10 protein-coding genes are annotated in these 16,058 nt (G+C 71.7%); 8 read left to right on the top strand and 2 right to left on the bottom strand.

The genetic code is table 11. The annotated features are described in order from the left end of the window. Positions 1 to 187: 187 nt before the first annotated feature. From LZ604_RS10920 to LZ604_RS10910, 3 genes are all read left to right on the top strand, one after another. Positions 188 to 391: a hypothetical protein gene (locus LZ604_RS10920; protein WP_043444185.1), complete on the top strand. Its 204-nt coding sequence runs from the start codon at positions 188 to 190 to the stop codon at positions 389 to 391. Between the two features lie 222 nt (positions 392 to 613). Then, positions 614 to 4,441 (top strand): SMC hinge domain-related protein, encoded by a 3,828-nt coding sequence (locus tag LZ604_RS10915; protein ID WP_234514633.1) that lies wholly within the window; start codon positions 614 to 616, stop codon positions 4,439 to 4,441. 265 nt (positions 4,442 to 4,706) lie between these two features. After that, complete coding sequence (locus LZ604_RS10910; RefSeq protein ID WP_234514620.1) at positions 4,707 to 6,125, top strand: sugar porter family MFS transporter; 1,419 nt, start codon at positions 4,707 to 4,709, stop codon at positions 6,123 to 6,125. 183 nt (positions 6,126 to 6,308) lie between these two features. Here the strand turns inward: LZ604_RS10910 and LZ604_RS10905 are convergent, their stop codons facing one another. Then, on the bottom strand, positions 6,309 to 7,280 hold the full coding sequence (locus LZ604_RS10905) for an LLM class flavin-dependent oxidoreductase (RefSeq protein WP_234514617.1): 972 nt from the start codon (positions 7,278 to 7,280) through the stop codon (positions 6,309 to 6,311). A gap of 136 nt (positions 7,281 to 7,416) precedes the next feature. On the opposite strand from LZ604_RS10905, the gene ftsY reads away from it, so the two are divergent. Beyond that, a complete protein-coding gene (gene ftsY, locus LZ604_RS10900) occupies positions 7,417 to 8,619 on the top strand; it encodes a signal recognition particle-docking protein FtsY (RefSeq protein WP_234514615.1) in 1,203 nt (400 codons plus the stop codon). 209 nt (positions 8,620 to 8,828) lie between these two features. Here the strand turns inward: ftsY and LZ604_RS10895 are convergent, their stop codons facing one another. Then, complete coding sequence (locus LZ604_RS10895) at positions 8,829 to 9,512, bottom strand: bifunctional DNA primase/polymerase (protein ID WP_234514613.1); 684 nt, start codon at positions 9,510 to 9,512, stop codon at positions 8,829 to 8,831. A 427-nt stretch (positions 9,513 to 9,939) separates the two neighbouring features. Between LZ604_RS10895 and nsdA the strand changes: the two genes are divergently transcribed. From nsdA to LZ604_RS10875, 4 genes are all read left to right on the top strand, one after another. Next, positions 9,940 to 11,415 carry a transcriptional repressor NsdA gene (nsdA, locus tag LZ604_RS10890; protein WP_234514611.1) on the top strand — a complete coding sequence of 492 codons (1,476 nt, stop codon included), beginning with the start codon at positions 9,940 to 9,942 and terminating at the stop codon, positions 11,413 to 11,415. Positions 11,416 to 11,852: 437 nt separating this feature from the next. Beyond that, entirely contained in the window at positions 11,853 to 13,193 is a 1,341-nt protein-coding gene (locus LZ604_RS10885; RefSeq protein WP_234514598.1) for an ammonium transporter, read from the top strand. Next, positions 13,190 to 13,528 carry a P-II family nitrogen regulator gene (locus tag LZ604_RS10880; protein WP_165263595.1) on the top strand — a complete coding sequence of 113 codons (339 nt, stop codon included), beginning with the start codon at positions 13,190 to 13,192 and terminating at the stop codon, positions 13,526 to 13,528. The genes LZ604_RS10885 and LZ604_RS10880 overlap by 4 nt, the downstream gene beginning before the upstream one ends. A gap of 26 nt (positions 13,529 to 13,554) precedes the next feature. Then, a complete protein-coding gene (locus LZ604_RS10875) occupies positions 13,555 to 15,999 on the top strand; it encodes a [protein-PII] uridylyltransferase (protein ID WP_234514585.1) in 2,445 nt (814 codons plus the stop codon). The last annotated feature ends 59 nt before the right edge of the window (positions 16,000 to 16,058 follow it).

The raw sequence follows: 16,058 nt of genomic DNA, 5'->3' as shown, positions 1-16,058 counted from the left end.
ACCGCCATTGCGGGGTGTGATCGTGTTGACCGTCAAACTTTTTGGTGAGACGCTGAAAGCCCCGCGCACCTTAGCTGTTTGGCATGTAAGAACGCCGAAGAACTGAAGATTGCCAAGCACCGCGGGTGCGAATCCCTCACGACCCACACCGCATCGGTCGGTCACTCAGTGTGGAGGACCATCCATCATGGCAAAGGCGCTTCTCGGTTACGTCGGCGGCTCCGACCCGCGACTCCTCGCCGAGATGCGACGGCTCCAGCAGCGCGTCCAGGAGCTCGAGTCCGAGCTCGTACGGATCCAGGCGGAGAACGACGCGCTGACGGCTGCCGCTTCTCACGACAGGATCATGGAGAGCATCGACGCACACCAGGCGGAGCCTGCGCTCACCTGATCACTGCATCGCTCCACAAGGCACAAGCAGTGGTTGGCTGCCCGTATCAACCGCTCAGCCGTCAGAGTTGCAAGGGACGCCCCCGGCGTCCCTTCTTTCTTGCCCCCGCCCATCCTTCCAGTCTCTTTAACGGATGGTGTGCCCTGCATGTTCAAGGGCGAAACCGCGGGGGGTGCCGCGGTTCATAGTGTGAGATACGGGCGGAAGGTAGAGTCCGGCGGCGTGCACCTCAAGGCCCTGACCCTCCGCGGGTTCAAGTCGTTCGCGTCGGCGACCACGCTCCGTTTCGAGCCGGGGATCACATGCGTGGTGGGGCCGAACGGCTCGGGCAAGTCCAATGTGGTGGACGCGCTCAGCTGGGTCATGGGCGAGCAGGGGGCCAAGTCGCTGCGCGGCGGCAAGATGGAGGACGTCATCTTCGCCGGCACCACCGGGCGCCCGCCGCTCGGCCGCGCCGAGGTCTCGCTGACCATCGACAACTCCGATGGAGCACTCCCGATCGAGTACTCCGAGGTCACCATCACGCGGATCATGTTCCGCAACGGCGGCAGCGAGTACCAGATCAACGGTGACACCTGCCGTCTCCTGGACATCCAGGAACTTCTCTCCGACTCCGGCATCGGCCGCGAGATGCACGTGATCGTCGGCCAGGGCCAGCTCGACTCGGTCCTGCACGCCGACCCCATGGGCCGCCGCGCCTTCATCGAGGAGGCCGCGGGAGTCCTCAAGCACCGCAAGCGCAAGGAGAAGGCCCTCCGCAAGCTGGACGCCATGCAGGCGAACCTCGCCCGCGTCCAGGACCTGACCGACGAGCTGCGCCGCCAACTCAAGCCGCTGGGACGGCAGGCCGCGGTCGCCCGCCGGGCCGCCGTCATCCAGGCCGACCTGAGGGACGCCCGGCTGCGCCTGCTCGCCGACGACCTCGTACGGCTGCGGCAGGCGCTGCGGGCCGAGATCGCGGACGAGGCCGCGCTCAAGGAGCGCAAGGAGGCCGCCGAGGCCGAACTGAAGAAGGCGCTTCAGCGGGAGGCGCTCCTCGAGGACGAGGTGCGCCGGCTGACGCCCCGTCTGCAGCGCGCACAGCAGACCTGGTACGAGCTGTCCCAGCTCGCGGAGCGCGTGCGCGGCACGATCTCGCTGGCCGAGGCCCGGGTCAAGAGCGCCACCTCCGCGCCCCCGGAAGAGCGGCGCGGACGCGACCCCGAGGACATGGAACGCGAGGCCGCCCGCATCCGCGAGCAGGAGGCAGAGCTGGAGGCCGCGCTGGAGGCGGCCGAGCGCGCGCTGGAGGACACCGTCGCGCACCGGGCCGAACTGGAGCGCGAATTGGCCCTGGAGGAGCGGCGCCTGAAGGACGCGGCGCGGGCCATCGCCGACCGCCGCGAGAGCCTGGCCCGGCTGAACGGACAGGTGGGCGCGGCCCGTTCCCGCGCGGCCTCCGCCCAGGCCGAGATCGACCGGCTCGCCGCGGCACGTGACGAGGCGCAGGAGCGCGCGGTCGCCGCGCAGGAGGAGTACGAGGCCCTCAAGGCCGAGGTCGACGGTCTCGACGCGGGCGACGCGGACCTGACCGAACAGCACGAGACGGCGAAGCGGGCCCTGGCCGAGGCCGAGGCGGCCCTGTCGGCCGCCCGTGAGGCGGCCACCGCGGCCGAACGCAAGCGCGCCGCGGTCGCGGCCCGCCACGAGGCGCTCGCCCTGGGGTTGCGCCGCAAGGACGGTACGGGCGTCCTGCTCGGGGCCCAGGACCGTCTCTCCGGCCTCCTGGGCCCGGCGGCCGAGCTGCTGACGGTGACGCCCGGGCACGAGGTGGCCCTGGCGGCGGCCTTCGGTGCCGCCGCGGACGCGATCGCCGTGACGGACGCCTCCTCGGCGGCCGAGGCGATCCGGTTGCTGCGCAAGCAGGACGCGGGACGGGCGGCACTGCTGCTGGCGGGTGCCCTGGGGGAGCCGGGCGACGAACCGCTCACGGACGGCCCGGGCCGGCGACCGGGACCGCTGGGCTGCTCGGGAGCCGACGGGCCGGGCGGGGACGCCGGCGAGCCGGACACGGCCCCGGCGGTGGTGGGCACGACCGGTCACGGCGGGCCGCCTCGCCCCGCCGGCACCGCTTCCGCCTCCTGGGGAGACGGGAACGCCCGGACGGGGGACCGCGAGAACGCCGGCGCTCCGGGCGCGGAGACCATCGGGGTGGGCAGTGACCTGGACGGTGACGCGGGGTGGGGTGCCCGGCAGAACTCTCCGGAGGGGCTTCCGTTCGCCGCCGACCTGGTCCGCGGTCCCGCGGCGCTGATGCCCGCCGTGCGGCGCCTGCTGCACGGCATCGTCGTCGTCGGCACGCTGGAGGACGCCGAGGAACTCGTGGTGGCGAGGCCCGACCTGACGGCCGTCACCGCCGAGGGCGACCTGCTCGGGGCGCACTTCGCGCACGGTGGTTCCGCCGGCGCCCCGAGCCTGCTCGAGGTGCAGGCATCGGTCGACGAGGCCGCCGCCGAGCTGGAGGAGCTCGCCGTCCTGTGCGAGCAGTCGGCCGAGGCGCAGCGGGTGGCGGGGGAGCGCCGCAAGGAGTGCGCGTCGCTCGTCGAGGACATGGGGGAGCGGCGGCGGGCCGCCGAGCGGGAGAAGTCCGCGGTCGCCCAGCAGCTGGGACGGCTCGCGGGGCAGGCGAGGGCCGCAGGCGGGGAGGCCGAGCGCTCCACCGCCGCCGCGACCCGGGCGCAGGAGGCGCTGGAGAAGGCCCTGCTGGAGGTCGAGGAACTCGCCGAGCGGCTCGCCGTCGCCGAGGAGATGCCGGTGGAGGAGGAGCCCGACACCTCCGTACGCGACCGGCTCGCCGCCGACGGGGCCAACGCCCGGCAGACCGAGATGGAGGCCCGGCTCCAGGTCCGTACCCACGAGGAGCGGGTCAAGGGACTGGCGGGGCGTGCCGACTCCCTGGACCGGGCCGCGCGCGCCGAACGCGAGGCACGCGCGCGTGCCGAGCAGCGGCGGGCCCGGCTGCGGCACGAGGCGGCCGTCGCGGAGGCCGTCGCCTCCGGTGCCCGCCAGCTGCTCGCGCATGTCGAGGTGTCCCTGGGCCGGGCGCAGGACGAGCGCACGGCCGCCGAGGCCGCCAAGGCGCGCCGCGAGGAGGAACTCGCCGCCGCCCGTGTCGAGGGCCGCGATCTCAAGACCGAGCTGGACAAGCTCACCGACTCCGTGCACCGCGGCGAGGTGCTCGGCGCGGAGAAGCGGCTGCGCATAGAGCAGCTGGAGGCCAAGGCGCTGGAGGAACTCGGCGTGGAGCCGGCGGGGCTGGTCGCCGAGTACGGCCCCGACCAGCCGGTGCCGCCCTCGCCGCCCGCCGAGGGCGAGGAACTGCCCGAGGACCCCGGGCATCCGCGCAACCGGCCGCGCCCGTTCGTGCGTGCCGAGCAGGAGAAGCGGCTCAAGGCGGCCGAGCGGGCCTACCAGCAGCTCGGCAAGGTCAACCCGCTCGCGCTGGAGGAGTTCGCGGCGCTGGAGGAGCGCCACAAGTTCCTCAGCGAGCAGCTGGAGGATCTGAAGAAGACCCGGGCCGACCTGCTCCAGGTGGTGAAGGAGGTCGACGAGCGCGTCGAGCAGGTGTTCACCGAGGCCTACCGGGACACGGCCCGTGAGTTCGAGGGCGTCTTCAGCCGGCTCTTCCCGGGCGGCGACGGAAGGCTCGTGCTGACCGACCCCGACAACATGCTCACCACGGGCGTCGACGTCGAGGCCCGGCCGCCCGGCAAGAAGGTCAAGCGGCTCTCCCTGCTCTCCGGTGGCGAGCGGTCGCTGACCGCCGTCGCGCTGCTCGTGTCCATCTTCAAGGCCCGGCCCAGCCCGTTCTATGTCATGGACGAGGTCGAGGCCGCCCTCGACGACACCAATCTCCAGCGGCTGATCCGCATCATGCAGGAGCTTCAGGAGGCCTCGCAGCTGATCGTGATCACGCACCAGAAGCGGACGATGGAGGTCGCCGACGCGCTGTACGGCGTCTCCATGCAGGGCGATGGTGTGTCGAAGGTCATCTCCCAGCGGCTCCGCTAGACGGGGACGCCTCCCGCCGTCCCTGACCTGCACTTCCTCGAAAATTCAACTTCTGAACACAAGCCCTTCACCGCCCGCAGCCCACCTGGCTTTGCAGGAGGTATTGACTTCGAGACTTGAAGACATAGTCTCTGCAGCGTTGTTTTTACCTTCAGGTGTGAGCGGCGTGAACCAGTGCTCTCCGGGTACCGGTAAGCCGCCCCCGCACCCGGAAGGGCTCGCCCCCCACCCCCGGCAGCGTTGCCGGTGGCCCGAGGAGTTATTCGTGACCAGCACAGCGCAGGCAGCCAAGTCAGGAGCCGGGACGGCTCACCCCGAACATCTGGGGCACGTCATCTTCATCGCGGCGGCGGCCGCGATGGGCGGTTTCCTGTTCGGCTACGACAGCTCCGTGATCAACGGCGCCGTCGAGGCCATCCGGGACCGCTACGACATCGGTTCCGCAGCGCTGGCCCAGGTCATCGCCGTCGCCCTGATCGGCTGTGCCGTCGGCGCCGCCACCGCCGGCCGAATAGCGGACCGCATCGGCCGCATCCGGTGCATGCAGATCGCGGCGGTCCTCTTCACCGTCAGCGCCGTCGGCTCCGCCCTGCCCTTCGCGCTGTGGGACCTCGCCCTGTGGCGCATCATCGGCGGCTTCGCCATCGGCATGGCCTCCGTGATCGGCCCCGCCTACATCGCCGAGGTCGCCCCGCCCGCCTACCGTGGCCGGCTCGGCTCCTTCCAGCAGGCGGCCATCGTCGTCGGCATCGCCATCTCGCAGCTGGTCAACTGGGGCCTGCTGAACGCCGCCGGCGGCGACCAGCGCGGCAAGCTGATGGGTCTCGAGGCCTGGCAGGTCATGCTCGGTGTCATGGTCGTCCCGGCCGTCCTGTACGGCCTGCTCTCCTTCGCCATCCCCGAGTCCCCGCGCTTCCTGATCTCCGTCGGCAAGCACGACCGCGCCCGCGAGATCCTCGCCGAGGTCGAGGGCAAGGGCGTCGACCTGGACGGCCGCGTCGCCGAGATCGAGCACGCCATGAAGAGCGAGCACAAGTCCAGCTTCAAGGACCTGCTCGGCGGCGGCTTCTTCTTCAAGCCGATCGTCTGGATCGGCATCGGCCTGTCGGTCTTCCAGCAGTTCGTCGGCATCAACGTCGCGTTCTACTACTCCTCGACGCTGTGGCAGTCGGTCGGCGTGGACCCGGCGGACTCCTTCTTCTACTCGTTCACGACGTCGATCATCAACATCGTCGGCACCGTGATCGCGATGATCTTCGTGGACCGCATCGGCCGCAAGCCGCTCGCGCTCATCGGTTCGGTCGGCATGGCCGTCGGCCTGGCGCTGGAGGCCTGGGCGTTCTCGTACCACCTGGTCGACGGCAGGCTGCCGAGCACCCAGGGCTGGGTCGCCCTGATCGCCGCCCACGTGTTCGTCCTCTTCTTCGCCCTGTCCTGGGGTGTGGTCGTCTGGGTCATGCTCGGCGAGATGTTCCCGAACAAGATCCGTGCCGCCGCCCTGGGTGTGGCCGCCGCCGCGCAGTGGGTCGCCAACTGGGCCATCACCGCGAGCTTCCCGTCGCTGGCCGACTGGAACCTCTCCGGTACCTACGTGATCTACACGGTCTTCGCCGCGCTCTCCATCCCGTTCGTCCTGAAGTTCGTGAAGGAGACGAAGGGCAAGGCCCTGGAGGAAATGGGCTGACCCGCCCACCCGGACTCGAGGAGAAGGCTCAAGTCCCCGCTGCCTCTCTCCTCGACCCCCGTCCGCCGCCCGGCCCGGTAACCGCCCGAGCCGGGCGGCGGCGCGTCTTCCTTCGCCTCGTTCGCCTCCGGGACGCGCTGCTGCGGCTCACTCGCGCCGCGCGGGTGTGCCGGCGCAGGAGGATCAGCCGTCGAGCCGGGGCAGCACCCGCTCGCAGAACAGGTGCAGACTGCGCCAGCCCTCGTCCAGCGGCATCCCGCCCGCGAGCGGGTGCAGGACGTGGCTGTCCAGGCCGAGGGCCAGGCACTCGTCGGGCGTCACCATGCGGTACACCCCCTCCGCGCGCAGTTCCCGCACCGTCGTGGCCGCCGACCTGACCGCCGAGCGGATGTCGCCGGACTGCCAGGAGGCGTACGTCCGCGCCTCGTGCAGGAAGTGCGCGCCGTACTCGGCCCACGCCCGGTCCGGGTCCTCCACGAGGTGCAGCAGCGGGGTCTCGGCGGCCGGCATCATGGTCCAGCCCTCGGTGCCGTACTCGACGAGCCGCTCCCGGTAGTACGCCTCCAGCTCCGGCAGATGGGCACTCGGGAAGAAGGGCAGACCCAGCCGGGCGGCGCGGCGGGCCGCCGCCTTGGAGGAGCCGCCCACCAGCAGCAGCGGGTGCGGCCGGGTGTACGGACGCGGGGTGAGGCGTACGGTACGGCCGCGATGGCGGAACTCCTCTCCGGTCCACGCCCGCAGCAGGGTCTCGAGAAGTTCGTCCTGAAGCTGTCCGCGCCGCTTCCACTCCACGTCGAAGAGGGCGTACTCCTCGGGCCGGTACCCGATGCCCGCGACGGTGACCAGCCGACCGCCGCTGAGCAGATCCAGTACGGCGATGTCCTCGGCCAGCCGCAGCGGGTCGTACAGCGGGCCGATGGCCGCCGAGACCGTGACCGTGAGCCGCCGGGTCGCCCCGAAGACCGCGCCGGCGAAGGCGAACGGCGACGGCAGCCAGTTGTCCGCCACCCCGTGGTGCTCCTCGGTCTGCACGGTGGTGACCCCGTGGTCGTCGGCGTACGCGGCCATCTCCAGGGCCGCCCGGTAGCGGGCGCCGAGCGAGGCGGGGGTCGCGCCGGGTTCGACGAGGTTGAGACGTACGACCGTGACGGCCATCGCAAGGCCTCCTTCACCTTCGCCGGGCGGGTGTGCACGAGGGACCGTAGCTGACGGGCCGTCAGACAACCAGGGTTCGACGCCCCGGAGCCGCCGCCGAACGGCCCGCAGGCCGGTCGCGCATACTGGACCCGTTATGGAATTCGTCATCCTTGCTGTAGTCATCGCCGTGGTCCTGCTCGGCGCGATCGGCGGGCTCATCGTCGGCAGCCGCAGAAAGAAGCCGCTGCCGCCGGCGCCCCCCACTACGCCCGACATCACCGCCCCTCCGGCCGAGCCGCACGTCGGCGACGAGGCCGAGACACCGCGCGACGAGGAGCGCCGGACGATCGAGGAGGTGGATCTTCCGGGGCCCTCCGCTCCCGTCGCCGTGGAGGAGCCGCCCACGGTCGAAGCGCCCCCGATCGAGATCCCCGAGCCCACCGCCGGCCGTCTGATCCGTCTGCGCGCCCGCCTGTCCCGCTCGCAGAACGCACTCGGCAAGGGGCTGCTCACCCTCCTGTCCCGCGAGCACCTCGACGACGAGACCTGGGAGGAGGTCGAGGACACGCTGCTCACCGCGGACGTCGGTGTGCAGCCCACCCAGGAACTGGTCGAGCGGCTGCGAGAGCGGGTCAAGGTGCTCGGCACCCGCACCCCCCGGGAGCTGCGCGGACTGTTGCGCGAGGAGCTGCTCACGCTGGTCGGTCCCGACATGGACCGTGTCGTACGGACGGAACCCGAGAGCACCAAGCCGGGCATCGTGATGGTCGTCGGCGTCAACGGCACCGGCAAGACCACCACCACGGGCAAGCTCGCCCGCGTCCTCGTGGCCGACGGCCGCACCGTCGTCCTCGGTGCCGCCGACACCTTCCGCGCCGCCGCCGCCGACCAGCTGCAGACCTGGGGCGAGCGGGTCGGCGCCCACACCGTGCGCGGGCCGGAGGCCGGCGACCCCGCCTCCGTCGCCTTCGACGCGGTGAAGGAGGCCAAGGAGATGGGCTTCGACGTGGTGCTCATCGACACCGCGGGACGCCTGCACACCAAGACCGGCCTCATGGACGAGCTGGGCAAGGTCAAGCGCGTCGTGGAGAAGCACGCGCCGCTGGACGAGGTGCTGCTGGTCCTCGACGCCACCACCGGGCAGAACGGCCTGGTCCAGGCGCGCGTCTTCGCCGAGGTCGTGGACATCACCGGCATCGTGCTCACCAAACTGGACGGAACGGCCAAGGGCGGCATCGTGGTCGCGGTCCAGCGTGAGCTGGGCGTGCCGGTGAAGCTGATCGGTCTCGGCGAGGGCCCCGACGACCTGGCGCCGTTCGATCCGGAGGCGTTCGTTGACGCCCTTATCGGAGAGTGACCACCCCCACGGGTCTCGACGCACGCCGACAAGCGCCCGCCCCCCACGGTGCACAGGGGGACGGGCGCTGTCTCTTCTGTTCCTCTGCCTCTACTCCGTCTTCTCCGGTCTTCTGCGCGTCCCCTCATGAACGTGTGTGCGCACAAGAAGGGCCCCCGCCGCATGGTGCAGATGCGGCAGGGGCCCTTCGCTGTCGCCGCCCGGCGCCCCTACGGGGTGTCGGGCACCGCCTGGGCCCGGGAGCGATGTGCCACGTAGGCCAGCGTGCCGATCAGCAGGCGCGCGGCCGGCGGTGTCGTCGCCGAGTCGAGGGCGGGGGAGCGCAGCCAGCGGACCGGGCCGAGACCGCCGCGGTCCGAGGGCGGAGCCGTGATGTACGTCCCCGGGCCCAGGGCGTGCAGATCGAGGTCCGCGTCGTCCCAGGCCATCCGGTACAGCAGCGAGGGAAGCTCGGCCGCGGAGCCCGGGGCGACGAAGAACTGGGCGCGGCCGTCGGGGGTCGCCGTGACCGGGCCGACCGGAATGCCCATGCGCTCCAGCCGGACCAGAGCGTGGCGTCCCGCCGCCTCGGCGACCTCGACCACGTCGAACGCGCCGCCCACGGGCAGCATCACCGCCGCGCCGGGCATCTCGGCCCAGGTCTCGGTCGCCTCGTCGAGCGTCGCACCGGCGCGCACCGCGGAGCCGAAGGACAGGGGATGGGCGCCGGGCGCGGCACAGTCCGTGTCGCCGCATGAGCACGCCCCCGCGGCCGCCCGCGCGCCGGGCACCACGTCCCAGCCCCACAGGCCCGTGTACTCGGCCACGGCGATCCAGTCCGACGAGCGGCCCCGGCGTCGGGCGCCGGAGCGGATCTCGCGGATGCTCCGCGTGCCGCCGATCGTGAAGCCCATGCCCCCTCCAACGGTTTCAGCGCCCCGATGGTTACGCGGTGGAATCGGAAAGTGACTCAGAGTCCGTATCCGGGGCGCGCCCAGCGGTGTGCGGGGTGGTGAGTTCCGTGGCGCGCGCCGGTGTATGCACCGCTCCATCCACTCCCTGCTGTCATGTGTCAAGTGAATCGCGCCGGGGTGGCGATGAGTTCATTCGAAGGGGTGGCGAATGGTGGCGCTTCTGGATTCGCCATGGCTGGGCGGGTGATCGTAGGACTACTGTGAGTGCACGGATCCTGGGGACGCACGCACTCGTGGGTATGCCGGAGGCAAGCCGGGTTTCCGTCCGACGGCCGAGAAGTGGCGGACGCCGGGCTGTGTCCACCGGCATTCTGGTAAGGTTTGGCGCACACAGCGCACAGGTGGATTCAGGGATGGGGGCGTTCCGGTGAGCGGCAACGGCGAAAGCGGTACGAACGCTGACAAGCGCCCCAATGAGCTGCTCGGCTCGTGGTTCGTGCGCAGCGGCTGGTCGAAAGGCGAGCTGGCGCGGCAAGTCAACCGCCGGGCCCGCCAGTTGGGGGCCAACCACATCTCCACGGACACCTCCCGGGTGCGCCGCTGGCTGGACGGGGAGAACCCGCGCGAGCCCATCCCGCGCATCCTGTCGGAGCTGTTCTCCGAGCGCTTCGGCTGTGTGGTCTCCGTCGAGGACCTGGGGTTGCGCACCGCCCACCAGTCACCCTCCGTGTCCGGCATCGACCTGCCCTGGACGGGCCCGCAGACGGTGGCGTTGATCAGCGAGTTCTCGCGCAGCGACCTGATGCTGGCGCGGCGCGGCTTCCTCGGGACCTCGCTGGCCCTGTCCGCGGGCCCGACCCTCATCGAGCCCATGCAGCGCTGGCTCGTGCCGAGCCCCGCGGCCCCTCGCGAGCAGCCCGAGCCCGCACCGTCCGGGCGCGGCCGCAGCCGGCTGTCCAGGCCCGAGCTGGACCTCCTCGAAACCACCACGGTGATGTTCCGGCGGTGGGACGCCCAGTGCGGGGGCGGCCTGCGGCGCAAGGCCGTCGTCGGCCAGCTGCACGAGGTGACCGACCTCCTCCAGGAACCACAGTCCGAGGCGGCCGCCAAATGCCTTTTCAAGGTCGCCGCCGAACTGGCCGAGCTGGCGGGCTGGATGAGCTACGACGTGGGACTCCAGCCCACCGCGCAGAAGTACTTCGTCCTCGCGCTGCACGCCGCCAAGGAGGCCGGCGACAAGCCGCTCGGCTCCTACATCCTCTCCAGCATGAGCCGCCAGATGATCCACCTGGGCCGGCCCGACGACGCCCTGGAACTGATCCACCTCGCCCAGTACGGCAGCCGGGACTGCGCGACCCCGCGCACCCAGGCGATGCTGTATGCCATGGAGGCCCGGGCCTACGCGAACATGGGCCAGCCGGGCAAGTGCAAGCGTGCCGTCAGGATGGCCGAGGACACCTTCGCCGACGCACTCGAGTTCGACGAGCCCGAGCCCGACTGGATCCGCTTCTTCTCCGAGGCGGAGCTGCACGCCGAGAACTCCCACTCCTACCGCGACCTCGCCTATGTCGCGGGCCGCAGCCCCAGCTACGCCTCCCTCGCCGAGCCGCTGATGCGCAAGGCCGTCGACGGCTTCTCCGAGGACCCCGAGCACCAGCGGTCGTACGCACTCAATCTCATCGGCATGGCCACCGTGCACCTCCTCCAGCGAGAACCGGAACAGAGCGCGGTGCTCGCCAGGCGTGCCATGGAAATCGCCAGAAAAGTGCGGTCCGAGCGGGTCAACACTCGTATTCGAAAGACCGTCGACACCGCCGTGCGCGATTTCGGTGATCTTGCCGAGGTCGTCGAATTGACCGATCACCTCTCCACCCATCTGCCCGAGACCGCCGAGGCGGTCTGAGCCCGGTCCCACCGGAGCGCAAGGGCCCCACGACCCCGGCCGCGGCCGCCATCCCGAACTGCCCGACTCGGCTCCCCCATGCCAGGTCATCGGATGGCTGTCGCGGCCGGATGCATGCTCTTTCCGCCCGAATGGGCGCGACTCCCGCGGGCCCTGTTGATCGTCGCGGAGGTTCCCCAAATGATGGCCGCGGTGTTCCCGCCGGGATGTCATTCCTCAAAGGTTGCGTCACGATAACGATCGACCAGGCCGGCATCCGGCAGTTCATCGACGCGTAACACGCCCGGCGCCTTCGTCACTGCGGCGAAACATCGAGGGGCGCCGACCGAAACCGCGCTGCGCCAATCTCATGGCGCATAACCGGCCCACCCCTCACGCCCTCACCGCTCTCAAGGCTTCGCCCGCACGGGGCCGTACCAACCGACGAGGAGACGCCGATGGCACCAGCCATCATGCTTGCGGCGGACGCACCCAAGCTGTCGTCCGCCAACACAGGCTTCATGCTCATCTGTTCCGCCCTGGTGATGCTCATGACCCCGGGCCTGGCCTTCTTCTACGGAGGCATGGTCCGCGTCAAGAGCACCCTGAACATGCTGATGATGAGCTTCATCAGCCTCGGCATCGTCACAATCCTGTGGGTGCTCTACGGCTTCTCCATGGCCTTCGGCACCGACAAGGGCTCGATCGTCGGCTGGACCTCCGACTTCGTCGGCTTCGGCGGCATCGGCAAGACGGACCTCTGGCCCGGCTACACCATCCCGGTCTTCGTCTTCGCCGTCTTCCAGCTGATGTTCGCGATCATCACACCGGCCCTGATAAGCGGCGCGCTCGCGGACCGGGTGAAGTTCACCGCCTGGTCCCTGTTCCTCGTGCTGTGGGTCACGATCGTCTACTTCCCGGTCGCCCACTGGGTCTGGGGCACCGGCGGCTGGGCCTATGAGCTCGGCGTCATCGACTTCGCCGGCGGTACTGCGGTCCACATCAACGCCGGTGCGGCGGCGCTCGGCGTGATCCTCGTCATCGGCAAGCGCGTCGGTTTCAAGAAGGACCCGATGCGTCCGCACAGCCTCCCGCTCGTCATGCTCGGCGCCGGCCTGCTGTGGTTCGGCTGGTTCGGTTTCAACGCCGGCTCCTGGCTCGGCAACGACGACGGCGTCGGCCCGCTGATGTTCGTCAACACGCAGGTCGCCACCGCCGCGGCCATGCTCGCCTGGCTCGCCTACGAGAAGATCCGCCACGGCGCGTTCACCACGCTGGGCGCCGCCTCCGGTGCGGTCGCCGGCCTGGTCGCGATCACCCCGTCCGGCGGCGCGGTCTCCCCGCTCGGCGCGATCGCCGTCGGCGCCATCGCCGGTGTCCTGTGCGCCATGGCCGTCGGCCTGAAGTACAAGCTCGGCTACGACGACTCCCTCGACGTCGTCGGCGTCCACATGGTCGGCGGTGTCGCCGGCTCCCTGCTCATCGGCTTCTTCGCCAGCGGCAAGGGCCAGTCGAACGTCAAGGGCGTCTTCTACGGCGGCGGCTTCGACCAGCTCTGGAAGCAGTGCGCCGGTGTCTTCGCGGTCCTCGCCTACTCGCTGATCGCCTCCGCGATCCTCGCCTTCGTCCTCGACAAGACCATCGGCATGCGGGTCCCCGAGGACGAGGAGATCTCCGGCATCGACCAGGCCGAGCACGCTGAGACCGCATACGACTTCAGCGGCGCGGGCGGCGGCGTCATCGGCACCACCGCCGCTCCGGCCATGGCCGCCCCGCAGAGCAAGAAGGTGGACGCATGAAGCTCATCACCGCCGTCGTGAAGCCCCACCGGCTGGACGAGATCAAGGAGGCCCTCCAGGCCTTCGGAGTGCACGGTCTGACGGTCACCGAGGCGAGCGGCTACGGTCGGCAGAGGGGACACACCGAGGTCTACCGGGGCGCCGAGTACACAGTCGACCTCGTCCCCAAGATCCGCATCGAGGTGCTGGCCGAGGACGACGACGCCGAGCAGCTGGTCGACGTCATCGTCAAGGCGGCCCGCACCGGCAAGATCGGAGACGGCAAGGTCTGGTCCATCCCGGTCGAGACGGCCGTCCGGGTCCGGACCGGCGAGCGCGGACCGGACGCGCTGTAAGGCACCGACGGAACAGGAGTCGCCGGGTGGCGAGTACGGACGTACGTACGGAAGCAGAGGGCTCGGGACCCGGCGGCTACGCGGCGGCCCGGCTGCGTCTCCTCACGGAGGGGGCGCGGTCCGGGCCGCCGCGCCGTGCTGCCCTCGCCGAACTGACCGACGGCTGGCTCGCCGAGCTGTTCGGGGCGGGTGCCGAGGGTCTGCGCGGCGCCTCCCTGGTCGCCGTGGGCGGCTACGGCCGCGGGGAGCTGTCCCCGCGCAGCGACCTCGATCTGCTCCTGCTGCACGACGGCGGCGACAGCAAGGCGGTCGCGGCCCTGGCCGACCGCCTCTGGTACCCCGTCTGGGACCTCGGGCTCGCCCTCGACCACTCCGTCCGCACCCCGGCGGAGGCCCGCAAGACCGCGGGCGAGGACCTCAAGGTGCAGCTCGGCCTGCTGGACGCCCGGCATCTCGCGGGCGATCCGGGACTGACCGCGGGCCTGCGCGCGGCCGTCCTCGCCGACTGGCGGAACCAGGCGCCCAAGCGGCTCCCCGAGCTCCGGGAACTGTGCTCCGAGCGGGCCGCGCGCCACGGCGAACTGCAATATCTGCTGGAACCCGACCTCAAGGAGGCGCGGGGCGGGCTGCGCGACGCCACGGCACTGCGCGCGGTGGCCGCGTCCTGGCTTGCCGACGCCCCCAGGGAGGGGCTCGCGGAGGCCCGGGGTGGGCTCCTGGACGTCCGGGACGCGCTGCATCTGGCCACCGGGCGCGCCACCGACCGCCTCGCGCTCCAGGAGCAGGACCAGGTCGCCGCCGAGCTCGGCCTGCTGGACGCCGACACGCTGCTGCGCCAGGTGTACGAGGCGGCGCGCGTCATCTCGTACGCCAGCGATGTCACCTGGCGCGAGGTGGGGCGTGTCCTGCGGTCACGCGGCGCCCGGCCCCGGCTGCGCGCCATGCTCGGCGGCAAGCCCGTCGCGGAGCGGTCCCCGCTGGCCGAGGGCGTGGTGGAGCAGGACGGCGAAGTGGTGCTGGCCCGGGCCGCGCGCCCGGAGCGAGACCCCGTACTGCCCCTGCGTGCCGCCGCGGCCGCAGCGCAGGCCGGCCTCCCGCTCTCCCTGCACGCCGTACGGCGCATGGCCGCCACCGCGCGCTCCCTGCCCACGCCCTGGCCCGCCGAGGCCCGCGAACAGCTTGTGACCCTGCTGGGCTCCGGCCGCCCGACCGTCGACGTCTGGGAGGCCCTCGAGGCCGAAGGGCTCATCACCCGTCTGCTGCCCGACTGGGAGCGCGTGCGCTGCCGCCCGCAGCGCAACGCCGTGCACGTGTGGACGGTCGACCGGCACCTGATCGAGACGGCCGTACGCGCCTCCGAACTGACCCGCCGGGTCGGCCGCCCCGACCTCCTCCTGGTCGCCGCCCTCCTGCACGACATCGGCAAGGGCTGGCCCGGGGACCACTCCGTCGCGGGCGAGATCATCGCCCGGGACGTGGCCGGCCGTATCGGCTTCGACCGCGACGACGCCGCCGTCCTCGCCACCCTGGTACGCCACCATCTGCTGCTCGTGGAGACGGCGACCCGGCGCGATCTGGAGGACCCGGCCACCGTGCGCTCGGTCGCCGAGGCCGTGGGCTCGCAGAGCACGCTCGAACTGCTGCACGCGCTGACCGAGGCGGACGCGCTGGCCACCGGGCCCGCCGCCTGGTCGTCCTGGCGGGGCGCGCTGGTCACCGACCTGGTCAAACGCGTCTCGGCGCTGCTGGCCGGCGACGAGCCCGGCCGCCCGCAGGCCGCCGCGCCCACCGCCGAGCAGGAACGGCTCGCCATCGAGGCGTTCCGCACGGGCGGCCCCGTGCTCGCGCTGCGCGCACAGACCGAGCCGCCCACCGGGAAACCGGCCGACGAGCCGGAACCCCTCGGCGTGGAACTGCTCGTCGCCGTGCCCGACCAGCCCGGCGTGCTGCCCGCGGTGGCGGGCGTCCTGGCCATGCACCGCCTCACCGTGCGCACGGCCGAGCTGCGGGCCCTGGAGCTGCCGGACGGCGTCCACGACGGCTCCGTCCTGCTGCTGGACTGGCGGGTCGCGGCGGAGTACGGCTCGCTGCCGCAGCCCGCACGGCTGCGCGCCGACCTCGTGCGGGCCCTGGAGGGCTCCCTGGACATCGCGGGACGGCTCGCCGAGAGGGACGCGGCCTACCCCCGCCGCCGGGGCGTGGTGGCGCCCCCGCCGCGCGTGACCGTCGCCCCGGCGGCCTCCCGGCACGCCACGGTGATCGAGGTGCGGGCCCAGGACGTGCCCGGGCTGCTGTTCCGTATCGGGCAGGCCCTGGACAAGGCGGGCGTGCGGATGCGCAGCGCGCATGTTTCGACGCTGGGGTCCAACGCCGTGGACGCCTTCTACGTGACCACCGGGGTGGGCGAGCCGCTGCCGGGGGAGGAGGCGGCCTCGGTGGCACGCACGCTGGAGGAGACGCTGCGGGCGTGACCTTGCCGACAGTCCCCCGCCCGTGCGGTGCGGCGGGCGGGGACGATTTGCTCGCCGGG

The organism is Streptomyces glomeratus (genome assembly GCF_021462825.1).
Classification (GTDB): Bacteria; Actinomycetota; Actinomycetes; order Streptomycetales; family Streptomycetaceae; genus Streptomyces; species Streptomyces glomeratus.
Note: the sequence above shows the minus strand (reverse complement) of the source record. Positions and strands in the feature narration are given on the sequence as shown.

Coding starts and splice junctions, on each gene's coding strand:
- LZ604_RS10905 (WP_234514617.1), bottom strand. CDS start 7,280: ATGGCCGTCACGGTCGTACGTCTCAACCTCGTCGAACCCGGCGCGACC.
- LZ604_RS10895 (WP_234514613.1), bottom strand. CDS start 9,512: ATGGGCTTCACGATCGGCGGCACGCGGAGCATCCGCGAGATCCGCTCC.
- LZ604_RS10920 (WP_043444185.1), top strand. CDS start 188: ATGGCAAAGGCGCTTCTCGGTTACGTCGGCGGCTCCGACCCGCGACTC.
- LZ604_RS10885 (WP_234514598.1), top strand. CDS start 11,853: ATGGCACCAGCCATCATGCTTGCGGCGGACGCACCCAAGCTGTCGTCC.
- ftsY (WP_234514615.1), top strand. CDS start 7,417: ATGGAATTCGTCATCCTTGCTGTAGTCATCGCCGTGGTCCTGCTCGGC.
- LZ604_RS10880 (WP_165263595.1), top strand. CDS start 13,190: ATGAAGCTCATCACCGCCGTCGTGAAGCCCCACCGGCTGGACGAGATC.